Source organism: Mesorhizobium sp. Cs1299R1N3, from assembly GCF_037179625.1.
Classification (GTDB): domain Bacteria; phylum Pseudomonadota; class Alphaproteobacteria; order Rhizobiales; family Rhizobiaceae; genus Mesorhizobium; species Mesorhizobium salmacidum.
The window spans coordinates 1-13,761 of record NZ_JAPYKQ010000020.1 but is presented as its reverse complement, the minus strand read 5'-3'; the positions used below and the strand labels follow the sequence as shown (position 1 = coordinate 13,761).

At 60.3% G+C, this 13,761-nt stretch carries 7 protein-coding genes and 1 pseudogene; 2 read left to right on the top strand and 6 right to left on the bottom strand.

All coding sequences use genetic code 11. The features are described 5' to 3' along the window. Positions 1-690: 690 nt before the first annotated feature. Positions 691-1,758 carry a cyclic nucleotide-gated potassium channel gene (locus tag O7B34_RS27865; protein ID WP_337149036.1) on the top strand — a complete coding sequence of 356 codons (1,068 nt, stop codon included), beginning with the start codon at positions 691-693 and terminating at the stop codon, positions 1,756-1,758. Positions 1,759-2,019: 261 nt separating this feature from the next. Here the strand turns inward: O7B34_RS27865 and O7B34_RS32235 are convergent, their stop codons facing one another. Both O7B34_RS32235 and O7B34_RS27860 read right to left on the bottom strand, forming a co-directional pair. Continuing rightward, a complete protein-coding gene (locus O7B34_RS32235; protein ID WP_442921009.1) occupies positions 2,020-2,532 on the bottom strand; it encodes an antitoxin Xre/MbcA/ParS-like domain-containing protein in 513 nt (170 codons plus the stop codon). Next, positions 2,495-3,094 (bottom strand): annotated as a pseudogene (locus O7B34_RS27860) (site-specific integrase); the annotation flags it as partial. The pseudogene O7B34_RS27860 and the gene O7B34_RS32235, both read right to left, overlap by 38 nt. Before the next feature lie 523 nt (positions 3,095-3,617). Between O7B34_RS27860 and O7B34_RS27855 the strand changes: the two are divergent. After that, positions 3,618-4,775 (top strand): porin, encoded by a 1,158-nt coding sequence (locus O7B34_RS27855; protein WP_337149035.1) that lies wholly within the window; start codon positions 3,618-3,620, stop codon positions 4,773-4,775. A 340-nt stretch (positions 4,776-5,115) separates the two neighbouring features. Here O7B34_RS27855 and O7B34_RS27850 read toward each other — a convergent pair whose 3' ends face one another. The 4 genes from O7B34_RS27850 to O7B34_RS27830 form a co-directional block, all read right to left on the bottom strand. Further along, positions 5,116-6,792 carry a tetratricopeptide repeat-containing sulfotransferase family protein gene (locus O7B34_RS27850; RefSeq protein ID WP_337149034.1) on the bottom strand — a complete coding sequence of 559 codons (1,677 nt, stop codon included), beginning with the start codon at positions 6,790-6,792 and terminating at the stop codon, positions 5,116-5,118. A 150-nt stretch (positions 6,793-6,942) separates the two neighbouring features. Then, on the bottom strand, positions 6,943-9,243 hold the full coding sequence (locus O7B34_RS27845) for a mechanosensitive ion channel family protein (protein WP_337149032.1): 2,301 nt from the start codon (positions 9,241-9,243) through the stop codon (positions 6,943-6,945). 352 nt (positions 9,244-9,595) lie between these two features. After that, on the bottom strand, positions 9,596-11,017 hold the full coding sequence (locus O7B34_RS27835; protein ID WP_337149031.1) for an adenylate/guanylate cyclase domain-containing protein: 1,422 nt from the start codon (positions 11,015-11,017) through the stop codon (positions 9,596-9,598). 366 nt (positions 11,018-11,383) lie between these two features. Beyond that, a partial coding sequence (locus tag O7B34_RS27830; protein ID WP_337149030.1) for an SAM-dependent methyltransferase occupies positions 11,384-13,761 on the bottom strand: 2,378 nt, incomplete at its 5' end.

Sequence of the window (13,761 nt, the reverse complement as noted above, 5' to 3'; positions counted from 1 at the left end):
CACCGGTGCAGTGCCTATCTCTTCTTGGCTCTGCAAGACCTTATCACCAAGCCGAACCAAAGGAACCAGCCGTGGACGTGGCAGTTGTCAGTTCGCGCCCTTAGACGAGAGTCTCCTGGGATGTGGATCAAATTCCGGATCACCCTCACCAGGGCCGATACAGCCGGCTGCTGGGAATGTTGGAGGGCCGCGTGCAAGCAGCCGATGGCACTCGTCCACGATTATCAGAATGAATACGAGGTCCTGCAACTGGTGGAAGGCCAGCATGAGTTTTGGCTCGACTGCGCAATAACCCGCGGCGGGCCGGGCAGCTCGATCTTCCCGCCGCCTGGCGTGCCGCACACGTTTTGGGTAGTGGGTGACGGGCCGGGGGGAACCTCACGCTCGTGACACCAGGCGGATCGGAGCGCTCTTCTTGGGTGTCGCCGCCGGCACCCTCTCCATTGCCGACATGCCGGCCGTCTTCGAGGCCGGGCATCTCTACGGCCTTGAACTCGTCGGCCCGGCTCCCTGGAACAGTTGAAACCTGTTGCAAATGCCCGGATGGGCCATTCTCGGTTGCGGCCTGTCGGTTTACGTTCAGGCCATCTGAGTTCACCTCGTGATGAACATCCCAGCGAAAGAGCCACCTTTGCGCTTGCCTTGAAGGCATCCTATTCTGGAGGAATAGCATCCGCTCGTGGGCACAGAATGTCGGTCCTGCCTTTCTTGAGAATTTACGCGCCGCTAAACGCGGTGCTGGCTGCGCCCGGGCTGCTGGCGGTGGCTGCGCTCACGATGCCGGACATGTCCGGAAGAAGCAGGCTGGCTCTGACTGCCGTGCTGGCGGTCATTTGGGGCGCTTATCTTCTGCAGATGGCCGAGACGCTGCTCAAGCGCTGGGCGGGAGACCTTCGGGACAGGACGCCGGCAATCGCCATTGATATGCTCGCGGTTTTGGTTCCACTCGCTGCATTTCTGCTCGAAGGCACGCCCGACCGGAGCCTCTACTGTGCTGTCTGGCTGCTGAAACCGCTGCGCGACTCGACTTTCTTCCCGGTACTGGGCAGGGTGCTGGCCAACGAAGCGCGCAACCTGATCGGCGTCACCACGCTCTTCGGCGTCGTTCTGTTCGGTGTCGCGCTCGCGGCCTATGTGATCGAGCGCGACATCCAACCTGAAAAATTCGGCAGCATCCCTCAGGCAATGTGGTGGGCGGTGGTCACGCTGTCCACCACCGGTTATGGCGACGCCATTCCGCAAAGTTTCGCCGGCCGCCTCCTTGCCGGGGCGGTCATGATGTGTGGCATCGGCGTCTTCGCGCTCTGGGCCGGCATTCTTGCCTCCGGCTTCTATCAAGAAATCCGTCGCGAGGATTTCGTCCGCAACTGGCAATTGGTCGCCGCCGTGCCGTTGTTTCAGAAGCTCGGCCCGGCCACGCTGGTCGAGATCGTGCGCGCGTTGAGGCCTCGTAATTTGCCGCCGGGCTCCGTGATCTGCCGCAGGGGCGAGACCGGGGATCGGATGTTCTTCGTTGTGGAGGGGCGGGTCAGCGTCGCGACGCCGAACCCGGTGGAGCTTGGCCCTGGCGCCTTCTTCGGCGAGATGGCGCTGATCAGCGGCGAACCGCGTATGGCGACCGTCAGCGCCGCAACGGCGGTCTCACTCCTGTCGCTGCACGCGGCGGATTTCCAGATGCTGTGCAGCAGCAGCCCGGAAATCGCGGAAATCATCCGCAAGACCGCGCGCGAGCGGCACGGCGCGGCACCGATGGCTTGACGGATAGGTGTTCGTCAGGAGTAGGACGCGATGGCAAGGCTACCCAACTACCTGTCGAGAATGGCTGGCTGGAACTAGATGAGCGGCTCTATGCCGCAGCGGTTCTGGACGGGACGTGGGTCCCAGAGGCGCACCCCGGCCGGGTCCGCTCGGGTGGGCCGTCATTCAGACGACAGGCCGCGAGCAGCCGCTTGGGGTCATGTTGCGTATGCAATCTTCTCAACTGACCGCAATGGATCGATATCCCACCAAATGCCGGGGCTAAACATCAGGTGCATCCTCCAAAGTCAGGCGCGCGGCAGCAATAACATTCGCGAGCTTGCCAGTTAGCAGAGTGTCTATCGGCGCGTTCCCGCCAAGCTTGTCCGTCGGCGCCATCAACCATTTCCAGGCTAGCCGATGGTCGCCAAACATAGCGATCAATTCGGCTATCCCATCTGCAGGGCGAGCATCGACAAACTGCTTCAATGGAAAGACAAACCTGCTGCTTCCGGTTTTAAGTGCGATCGCCTCATCGCGTTTCTGCCACCGAAAGAGCGTCGACCTCGGTATCCCAAAATGTCTTTCTATCACTGTTGGCCCGGCTACCGGCCCCGCCCAATCACTTGCGGCACTGACAGGCGCTTGGGGGACCGCTGGTGGCGGTACCGCTTTGAAACGCTGCAGTCGTGGATCAAATCGGCCCTGTGCCTCTGCCACTATGTGGCCAATAAAAATCTGAGCAAGGGTCTCAACATCATCCTCGATAGTTGGGAGGGCTCGCTGAACAGCCATCGTTGGTGGCCAGATGCGCGTAGCGCATGGTCATCGACAGCGTCTGATGACCCAGCCACATCTGCACGCGCCTGATGTCGATGCCGCCCTGGACCAGGCGCGAAGCACAGGTGTGACGCAGGATGTGCGGCACGACCTGGTGGTCGGCGCCAAGTCCGACCTCGGCTTTCGCTTCGTTCCAGATGGCACGGAACTCTGCCTGGCTGAACTTGGTGAACGGGCCTTTCGGCCGACGGCTTTCGTCCGGAGGCAGCCTGATCACCTCCTTGACCCGCTCGGCCATCGGAATAGTACGGCTGCGGCCGGACTTGGTGGTCCGGAAGCTGACGCGATGTTCCTTGATGTCGTTCCAGGTGAGCCTGAGCGCTTCGCCGAGACGGCAGCCGCCATCGACCAGGAAGACTCAGAGCCTGTAGGTGTCCTCGCTGCGGCTCTTGATGGCGGCGAACAGCCGCGCCTCTTCGTCCCTCTCGAGAAAACGAATCCGTCCCGCCCGCTCTTTCTGGCGGCGGAACTCGTGCAGGCTCTGGAGATCTCCCATCTTGTAAGCCTTGCGGAACAGTGGTCGGGAGTTTCGGACCCACCAAAAGTTTGAGCCTCCCCTAGCAGGGCAGCGCCTTCGACCACTCGGCCACCTCTGCGCCGCTGGATAAAGAAAAGCGGCGGCACAATCAACAAGGGCGTGGCATCATGGAAAAGGTGAGCGCGCCGAACATCGGCTTTACCTCGGATGCGGCGGATCCGCGGCAATTCCCTGGCGGATGACCCCAGACCTTGCCATGATTCCGTCGGCCGATTGCCGGATTCGGCCGGAGACAGGCGGTTGCGGCGGCCCCGATGGTTAACGAGAGCTTTCCAAGTGAGGCCAAATCGTGACGTTTCTGCAACACAGGTAGGGGATAGCAGCCGAACTGTCCTTTCGCCGGTACGATCGTTGTTGAACGCCGCTGGCTCATGAGTAATGTCGGTTTCGAGGAAGCGGCGCGGTGCGCATCTTTTTCGGTAGTGGGGATGGGGCAGGGAACGCTGTCCTTCAGCAAAGAATACCCAGACCCGTTTTTTAACTTTTGACTGGAGGTCAGAAAATGAACATCAAGAGCCTTCTTCTCGGCTCCGCTGCGGCCCTGATCGCAGTTTCCGGTGCGCGCGCCGCCGACGCCGTCGTCGTCGCCGAGCCGGAGCCCGCTGAATACGTCAAGATCTGCGACGTCTACGGCGCTGGCTACTTCTACATCCCCGGCACCGAAACCTGCCTGCGCATCGGCGGCTATATCCGTTATGACATCGGCGTCGGTGACGTGGGTTCGTTCGACGGTGCGACAAGCGCCGATCACGAGGACGGCGGCAGCAACGACACCTTCTACAAGCACGCTCGCTTCGCACTGAAGACCTGGACCGGTCAGGAAACCGAACTCGGTACTTTGAAGACCTATACCGAGACCCGCTTCAACTTCCAGAACAACAACCGTGACTCGGGCAGGTTCGGAACGCTCAATACTGCTAGCAACGGCGGCGGCGGCAACACCGCCTCGCTGAACTTCGCATGGATCCAGCTCGGTGGTCTCCGCGTTGGTAAGGACGAATCGGCCTTCGATACGTTCATCGGCTACGCCGGCAACGTCATCCAGGATACGTTGGTTCCCTATGGCGGTTTCGACACCAACGTCGTGCAGTACTACTTCGACGCTGGCAACGGCTTCTCAGCCGTCGTCTCTCTCGAAGAAGGCTCGGGCTCCGACACGATCGACAGCTACGTTCCGCATGTCGTCGGTGGTGTGAAGTGGACGCAGGGCTGGGGCGCGGTCACTGGCGTCATCGCTTACGACAGCAACTATGAAGAAGTCTCCGGCAAGGTTCGCTTGGACGTCACCGTCTCCAACGAACTGTCGCTGTTCATCATGGGCGGCTACGGCTCCGACGACAACCTGACGGACAACACCTGGGTGTTCCCCGCTGGCGGTCGCGGCTTCTACAAGCCGTGGAGCGGCAATTGGGCAGTCTGGGGCGGCGGCACCTACAAGTTCAACGAAAAGACCTCGTTCAACCTCCAGGCGTCGTATGACGAAGGCAAGAACATCGGCATCGCCGCGAACGTTGCCTATGACATCGTTCCTGGCTTCACGGTCACGGCCGAAGTCGACTACTCGCGTCTCGGCGACGACTCCGTGTCGAACTGGACCAATATTTCTCCTGGACATGACGACGCAATCGGCGGCATGCTTCGCTTCCAGCGCTCGTTCTAACAGGCGCTGCCTGATTGAAATCGGAAAACCCGGCGGGCAACCGCCGGGTTTTTCATGCCGTCTGTGTGGAACTTCGGACAGCCGATGGCATGGCCGCCCGCCCACGCTTGCAGACGTGGAAGAACAATCCTCGCAGCGAAAGGAAAGAAGAAAGCCAAACTGCTTGGCAACCGACGCGTGAAACGGCGGGAGGCTCTGTGGCCAGGATACGCCGGCGGGATAGCTGAAGGAACGCGGCGTTAAGCCTGAGGAAACCCTATTAGACTGGTCTAGTGGCGGAAAGCGTACGCCATCGGGATTGGGTGCAACCGAAGTTGCGCGCAGCATCAGGCACTACCGGTCAAACCTCAGCAAGATCGCCCAAGGCTTCGATCAACGGCTGAATCTCGCTTTCGTAATTCTTCCAACGCTTGACGGACGACGTATAGATCGGCTGGCGGACCTGCCAATTGCTGTAGGTATTTACGGAGCCGCCCCTGTCAAAAAAGCGCAGGCAGGCATCGTCCCACGGCAATCCGAGATAGTCTATGAGCCGGCGCGACTGCTCCTCCTGATTTTCGATCAACGTCTCGTAGCGATTTTCGAAAATACGACCCGGGAAAACACTATCCCAATGCCGCATCAAGCGATCATACTCCCTGTAGTAAAGCCCCAGCGTCTCAAGATCGGCACTGTAGCTGTGGGCTCTATTGAACTGCAGCACGAAACAGGAGATGCAATTGTCGATGGCGTCGCGACGACAATGAATGATACGCGCTTTAGGGAAAAGAAGGCCAACCAGGCCGATCATCTCGAAATTGTGAGGCATCTTGTCAACAATTCGCAGCGAGTCGGGAGCCCGCTCGCGCAGATAAGCAAGGTGCTCTTCGGCCAAAGTCCTGGTCAGATCGGGAGTAATCATCGCGATCGATTGACCGAGGCTCGCGTTGGAGCCGTCTACGACACCGAGTCCACTGGCTATTCGCCTAAGCTTGCTGAGCTCGCCGGCGCCATGAACATTGGGGTGGCTGGCACAGATCTGCTCTGTCAATGTGGTGCCCGAACGAGGCATGCCGACGACGAATACAGGCGCCTCCGAGGGATTGCCGTACGCGGCTCTTGAAGCGACCAGTTCCGGCGTGAAGGTTTCGATCATGCCATCGACCCAGCGACGGTAAGATTGCAGATCGAATGTATGGCCCCCGGCTTGATTCCCCCTCTTGAAGTGATCCATCGCCTCCTTATAGCGATGGATGTCGTTGAGAACCTTTCCCGCGGCGTGATGAAGCGCTGCCGCTCCCTCCGGCCCATGGCCCGGGTCCTGAAGCTCCGTCAGGATTGCCCCGAGCTCTGGCGGCTCTTCAGCGAATTTGTGCGTGTGTACAAGTGCATTGTGGGCAGCCGGTACCGCGATGCGCCGTTCTATTGCCTCTTTCAGATGAACCGCGGCTTCGTCCATGCGGCCGAGGCTTGCGAGCGCGCGGGGCAGCCCCAACCGGGCTACGGGATGATCTCGGTCGACCCTGAGCGCCTTCTCAAAGAGCGGCAGCGCCATTTCCCCCTTGTCAAACGCATTGTATGCATCGCCCAAGGCGCAAAGCGCTTCCACCAGATCCGGCTTCAAGTCCAGCGCGTACTGAAGGTGCCTGATCGCCGGCGTAAATTCGCTGACCTTCAAATAGGTCTCGCCGAGGCTGAGATGGTAGTAGGGGTTCTGCGGATCCTCTGCCACAGCCCGAGCGAAATATCGCAGTGACTTTTCGTTATCGAAACCGACCCCGAGCGTTCCCAGGATATACAGAGCTAGCGGATGGTTTGACGTGCGAGCCAGGACCCTGAGGCACAGTTCCTCAGCCTCGGACAGACGTTCGGCCTGCTGCAATTCGAGCGCCTGCCGTAAAAGCAAGTCGTCGGCGTGGCTGCGGTGGGGGCCTGCCTTGGACTGCGCTTTGAGTGGCGCAGCCTTCGGTGATGCCGCCTTCGGCGAGGGTTGGGTCTTGAGGTGCTTTGCCCATGCGGGCGGCAATCGGTTGCTCATCCTGTCTGGCTAGCAAAAGGGGATTGGAGAATCCAGCCTCAATAGCCGTTTTGCGCAGAGCGCTGGCGCGGTGCCATCGATTTGCCCATTCTTCCGGATCGACCCCTTATCGGATTTCCGTTCCGCTCGGTCCGGTGACGGCGCTCTTTCCTATTCCGTCGTGCTAGCTTTTTTTCTGCGACGAAGAGTGTGCGATTGCGCGGCGGCCATTTTTAACGCGGGTGTGATGTCCAACGGCGCATTCTCTGCCCCATGTGGATCCTGTAGCCCCTGGACCTGGACGGTCGGGAATGGGAGTTCGATGCCCTGCTCCTTGAAGACCTGGCGGAGGCGTACATAGAATTTGCGTTTCATAGCGAAGGCGCCTCCCGGTCTGGTTGTGGCCTTGACCCTCAATACGATGCCGTACTCGCCGAACTCCTGTACGCCCTGCATCTTGATCGGGTCGAGCACCCAGTGTTTGAACTCGGGATCTTCCGCCAGTTCGAGGCCGATCCGCTTGATCAGCTTGCGAGCGAATTCGATATCGGTGTCATAGCCGACGGTGATGTTGAATTTGTCGATAACCCAGTCACGGCTCTGGTTCTGGACGGCCCCGAGTTCCCCGAAAGGTATGGTGAACAGTGGACCACGATGATGGCGCAGCTTCACCGAGCGCAGCGAAAAGCTTTCCACGGTACCCTTGTAATTGCCCGAGGAAATATATTCGCCGACACGAAACGCATCATCGAGCAGAAAAAACACGCCCGAAATGATGTCCTTGACGATGGTTTGCGCCCCAAAGCCCACCGCCACGCCGACGACGCCAGCGCCAGCGATCAGCGGGCCGATCTCGATACCCATTGAGGCGAGCATCATCAGCACCGCCATCACGATGATCAATGCGAGCAGAATGTTCTGGAGGATCGGCAAGAGCGTGCGCAACCGCGCCTGCTGCGGATCGAGGATCGGGACCTCTTCGTCGCTGATCGCAGGGTGTGGTGTTTCGATGCCCAGCTTTCGTTCGATCAAGGCTTTGATGATCGACCAGCCGAAATCGGCTGCGAGGGCAATGACCACGACATTGATCAAGCCGCGCAAGATGAAGGTCGTCGTCGGATCGCTGTCCCGCATGGATTGCATGTTCAGACCCCAGACACGCGCGAGAAAGTAAGCCGCCGCCAGGATGAAAATCATTCGGATTCCGCGATCGATGACAGCGATCGTCACCGCCGGTATCGTAGGCCGGCCGAGATCTTCCGAACCTGGCCGCAGGACGAAATTAACCCCGCGCTGCGTCGTCACGATTGCCAACGGCAGGAAGAATGCGGCGAAGGTAAGCCAGAAGTATCCATAAAGGCCGGCGATGCGCTGCAGGAACAGGACGACGAAATAAGCCGTCAAAATCCATGTCGCTTCCGTGTGAACGCTGTGGCGCGCACCGTCTCGCTGCGTTCTTGGCCGACGCCAAATGGCCAGCAGCAAGAGCAACAGCAGCACGAAATCGGCGCCCAACGACAGGACCATCATTCCGTCCTGATCTATGCCGAGACCTGGCAAGAGGATGAAGGCGGCGCCGAAGAAGGCGAAGACGCCAACGATCCGGGGTAGCCAATAGGACCAATGGTCAGCCGCTTCGTTGGTGATCGGCAAAGCACGAACCTCGACGGCGTTCTCGACGTTCATGAACGAAGGGACGAGCATGGCCATGACGTACATGCGCACACCCCATGTAACGACTGCCGCCATCAGAAATGTCAGTACAATCTCGCGGATGAGCATTGGCCAGTCGAACAGCATGAACGCGCCGGCGCTGCCCAGTGCGAACGAGACGATCAACGTGCTGGAATAAAGCGTGCGACCACCGATCTTCTTGACTCGCCCAACGGGCGTATCCTTTGGTTGCGCGATAATCCAGAGACGAAATGGGCGGGTCAACTTGTACGTTGCCCAAGTGAGCGCCAGGCCGGCAGCGATGAACATCGCAATCAGCATAAATACGCCGGCGGACCCCTTGCCGGACATATCCTCCATGGTCTCTGCCCGAACGCGCGCGAACTGACCTGGCAGCAAGGGCAAAGTTCGCACGATTCTTTCGATATGATGCCTGATCCGATCGAGCGTCGAGGATGCCATCGTATTCATCTGGCCTGGTGCGGCCGCGGCGCCGGACGATGCGTCGGCCGGAGAAGCTCCGGCCTTGGCAGGCGCTCCCGATGATCCGGCGTCCTGATTTCGCTGTTCGGCCACCCAGGCTTTCACTGATGGATCGTCGAGAAGCTCGAATAGCTGTTTGACCCTTTCAGGCGGGACGGTCGCCGGCGCCTGCGCCTGTGCCGGGCCCGCCAACAAGAGGGCGATCCCAACAATCAGCGCCCTGGCAACCAGGACAAATATCGCGCTCAGATGTCGGAGACGTTGTGCCGGGCGCGCCAGGTTCCTGGTTCCCAATCGTCGAATCATGAGTGGCATCGTGTGTTAACCTTCCGGTCAAATCGGCAAGCAACGGCATCTATGCCGGCCATCGCTCACCTTGAAGAAGCCGATGTTGTGGTACAAGACTCCATCGTTCAAGCTAGACCATTGCGCAGGGTCTGGTCGCGCAAATCATGATGTGATCCGCAATTCGAAGACGCTGGGCGTCACGGTGCTTCTGGTAGAGCAGAACGCGTATGCCGCGTTGGGCATCGCCGACCGAGGCTATGTGATGGAAACTGGGCCCATGATCATCCAGGGCCGGCCGAGGAACTGATTGCAGACGAGCGGATACGCGCTGCCTATCTGGGCTCTGACACAGCTGTACACATGAAGGCAGCCGTAAGCATCACCGTGTGCGTCTGTCCCGCATAATGCGATAGACAGTCGCATCGCCCTCCACACCTCGAAGAGGCGCATCAAACGCGACGATGCCTAGGCCGGCAAGCAGGTCGCTCACGCCTGGCGCGGAATAGAGCGCTTCGGAGATGCAAATCTGCCCGGCTTCCGCCAGTGACTGCACGCGTGCGGCGACATTAACGGTCTGGCCGAAGTAGTCGAGGTTCTCGTTGAGCGTGACGGCGATCGATGGACCGCAGTGGGCACCCATCTTCAGGATGATCCCCGGCCTGACATTGTCGCCGTTGAAGCGATCGATTTCTTCAAAAATGTGAAGGGCGGCCGAAATCGCATCCGGTGGCCGCGAGAATACTGCCATGACCGCATCTCCGATCGTCTTTACGACAGCGCCGGAATGCTGGTGGACCGCAGCATTGAGAAGCGCGAAATGCTCGCGGACTAGAGCATAGGCGTTGAGGTCGCCCAGGCGCTCATACATGGCGGTGGAACCCTTGAGGTCCGTAAACAGGAAGGTGATCTGCCGGATGCCGAGCCCCTCCTTCTCGTCGACACACTCGGAACGGAAGAGCTGGCGGAAGGTTTGCCGCGCAAGCAGAGCCCCACCGGAAACATATGGGTCGAAATCGAGCGCCGGTTTGGTCTTCAGCGCTACAAGCTCGGGCGGCCAGTTGATGAGAAGCAGCGCGCCACGAACGGACCCGGTATTCGCAACTTCAATGACAACCGGACCGGGCGGCACGACCGGCAACGCCGGCAAGAAACGCTTGCCGTCATAGTTGATCTTAAGAAGTGTCGGCGCCAACACCGGATCGCCTGATATAGGCACAGCGAACGCAGCCTGTGTCTGCACGTTGACGCCCGACAGGGAGCCGGCATGGAGGTCGGCGCGCAGCATTGTTGTTGTGCCCGGAGGCAGGAACGCCATGCCCCGTACTAACCCTCGCAAAAGGTCCAGAAAGCGTACGTCCCGCCCGGGCAGCCGCCCGTCATTGCCAAAGCGTAGCTTCCAATGAAAATCCTCGACAGAAAGCGTCTCGGGCTCGTGGAACGGCAGGCGCCGCAAATGGGGCGATACAGAGAAGGAGACCTCGATGAAGTCGTCGAGGTCTGTATCGCCCGATACGTCGCACAGGCCGCAGACGTAATGGGTCTGCAGTGTGCGCAGGGCGCCGAAACTGTCGAGCACCATCCCGGACTGGGGACAGAGCACGTCCCAGCTCATATCGAACAGGCCGCAGCGAGCCGCGTGAAGGAAGAGGTCGATTGCTTCAGGCTCGGCGATTGCGCGGTCGCGGGCGAAGGCCAGCGGATTGACCCGATACAGCGCAAGGTCGTCGCCGCTCCTGATAAGCGTTTCGAATTTTGAGATGACGCGCGGGCTCCATGCTCGCGCTTGCTCGATCTCGGTCATCTTGCGTTCGAGAAGACGATCGTTGACCACCGGAACGACAGCTCCACCGTTTGCCATGCGGCAGCTTACCAAAATCCTGCCCCGATGCGAATGGATGGAAATCCTTCGTCTGTCTCGAGCCTTAGGGCGGCACGTGCCACACTGGTGCAGGTGCTCTGAATGTCGGCATAGGGTTGTCGGCGTTTTTGCCTGCTCGATCAGCCGCACACGCGTGTCGATCTCCGCGGAAATCGGGCGATCGCCGCAATCTGTTCGCGTGAGCCATCGTCAACAGCAATGTCTCGAGCGCTCTCTCCGATCGCAAGATCACGCTGCGAAGTGTCTCGTAGATCTTGGGCGTTGTGGGCGGAAACAAAGTTCACCCGTTCAATTGAGCACGGCCTCGACGGTGGCAACAAAGTCATCGAGCGAGCGATCCCCACGAATCTCGATGCGCGGAAGATCGATGGGATCGCAATCGAGGTCCGCCGGCCCGTGTCTGCCGCCGAAGCCGATCCGATAGCCGGACTCCTTGGCCAGCCGGCCAAGCCGTCGGTCGGTGACCGAGAAAGGTGCCGCGAACGCCATCGTGGGCCGGCCGGTCCACCGTTCGATGAACATCCGTGAGCGTAACAGCTCACCGGCCAGGTCGGAGCTCGAAAGACCATCGATGGCGCGATGCGTCGCCAGATGGCTTCCGAAGAATACACCTTCGGTGGCCAGGCGACGCACCGTCCCGGCATCCATGAGCGGTGCCGGCGGACCGCTGACGGCGTCCCACTTTGCACTTTCACCCACCAGGTCCGTCACTAGGAACACTTCCGCGGTCAGGTCGTGCGCACGCAAGATCGGCCAGGCATGGTCGGCAAAGTTCTGAAAGCCGTCATCGAAGGTGATGAGCACCGGGCGGCCAGCGAAAGGCTGACGGTTGGCGATGGACCATTCAAGCTGCTCGGACATGATCGAGTGAAAGCCGTTTGCGCGCAACCATGACATCTGGCTCGCGAATGCGGCGGGCGTGAGCCGGAAACGGGCGAGCGCGGCCGGACCTTCATCGGCGACGCTGTGATACATGAGGACAGGGATACGTTGCCGCCGCTCGCTGCGCGCGACGTCGCGGCGCAGCGCCCTCGCCCCGCCCCAGACGATATTTCGTGCGACCCCGATTCCCAGGGGTGCGCGGACCGGCACATGATCAATCACCGGCTCCGTCGCCACGTGGTCCGGTGACAGGCGGCGGAAGCGATCTATGCGATAGAGTTCGGTCTGGATCGAGTGCGCAAGGACGAGGCCTTCGGTCTCTGCCAGGGTTTGCGAGATCGTTTGTGCACCGAATGTGTTCCAATCGAAGCCCGTCCTTTCAATATTGTCGCGTAGCACGAATGCGTGTGCGTTGATGAAACTGCCGCCAGGCGCCAGTGCCTCGACGAATTTTTTGGCGATGCGCCGCAACCCGGCGAGATCATCCAGGTAGTAGAGCACTTCCGAACAGACGATCAGATCCATCTCACCGGGCAGCGTGTCCGCAAAAAAATCCAGTACGCCGAACTCGACATTCGGCTGGTCCGAGCAGCGCGCGCGCGCCCGTTCGATGGCTACGGCGGAAATGTCGGTTGCGATCAAATGGCCCACTCGGGGTGCCAGTTGTCGCGTGAAATGGCCCTCCGCGCAGGCCAGTTCAAGCGCCCGTCCGATGGGGCCGGCCGGCAGAATCTCGAGCTGCCGCTCATATTTTTCCTGCTCGTAGGGCGAGCTGTAGTTCCAGGGATCCTCTGTCGCGAAATAGCGATTCCAGAACGACGTACGATCCTTGTCGTGGCCATCCGAGGCCGGTGCACGGCGCGGCGCTGGAAGAGGCTGCGCAGCTTCGGCGCTCGACCGTACCAGTTCCCGCGCTTCCGAGACCAATTGCGCGAGTCTGTCGTAGTGGCTGTCCGGATCGGGCCGGCGTTCCGCTGTGGTCGACAGTGCCTCGGCTGCAAGCGTGTTCGACGTGTCGGCACCGTCGTCCTTTTGCAGTGCGAAATCCAGAATCAGTTCAATCCAATGACGCTTTGTCACTTTCCCGAGTACGCCGAACTGCACGACAGCTTCGATCTGGCCATCCATCATAAGGTAGGCATAGATTTGATCGATTCCTTCCGGAAGCTCGGTTGAGGTTGGATTTCGAGCGTCGACGCGAATGCCGAGCGTTAGCGCCAGCGGACGCGGCGCGGCAAGATCGTCGGCATCGAGAAGCATTTGCTCGAGATGATACTGGACGCGACGACCCGCGACCGGATCGCCCCAGACTTGGCCGAGGTCGATGATCAGCCCGCTCAAGGGGCCGCCGAACCTGTCCCACCTGGAAGCCAATTGCTCCGGCACCGATAGGCTTCCCACCATCAGGCCGTCGAAAATCACCTTGGCGATCTCACGCGCCCATTTACGTCCTGCCGGGAGCGCACGCAGGATCTGCCGGTTGATCGAACCGCCGCCGCGGCCGCAATCAGCTGCCGCGATCCACAGCGCGAACCACGCCAGTGCTTGGGAAGCGGTGCGGCCGTCCGCCGTGGTCGCCCCATTGGCATGCGCCGACGCTGGATGCTCGACCCTGGAGTCGGCGGAAAAGCCGCGGGCGATAACGATTTCCGCGTCTGCCAGCATCTGCCTCGAATTGCGGGTGAGCGAGTTGGGGCTTGCCCGATAAAAAGCGAGCGGCTCGTCGACCATCACCCAAGGTTTGCCTTGACGTGCGACGCGCTGCCACAAATCCCAGTCCTCGC

What these genes read in the sequence shown, in the direction of transcription:
- O7B34_RS27845 (WP_337149032.1), bottom strand. Translation starts at nt 9,243, where the DNA reads ATGCCACTCATGATTCGACGATTGGGAACCAGGAACCTGGCGCGCCCG.
- O7B34_RS27865 (WP_337149036.1), top strand. Translation starts at nt 691, where the DNA reads ATGTCGGTCCTGCCTTTCTTGAGAATTTACGCGCCGCTAAACGCGGTG.
- O7B34_RS27835 (WP_337149031.1), bottom strand. Translation starts at nt 11,017, where the DNA reads ATGACCGAGATCGAGCAAGCGCGAGCATGGAGCCCGCGCGTCATCTCA.
- O7B34_RS27855 (WP_337149035.1), top strand. Translation starts at nt 3,618, where the DNA reads ATGAACATCAAGAGCCTTCTTCTCGGCTCCGCTGCGGCCCTGATCGCA.
- O7B34_RS32235 (WP_442921009.1), bottom strand. Translation starts at nt 2,532, where the DNA reads ATGGCTGTTCAGCGAGCCCTCCCAACTATCGAGGATGATGTTGAGACC.
- O7B34_RS27850 (WP_337149034.1), bottom strand. Translation starts at nt 6,792, where the DNA reads ATGAGCAACCGATTGCCGCCCGCATGGGCAAAGCACCTCAAGACCCAA.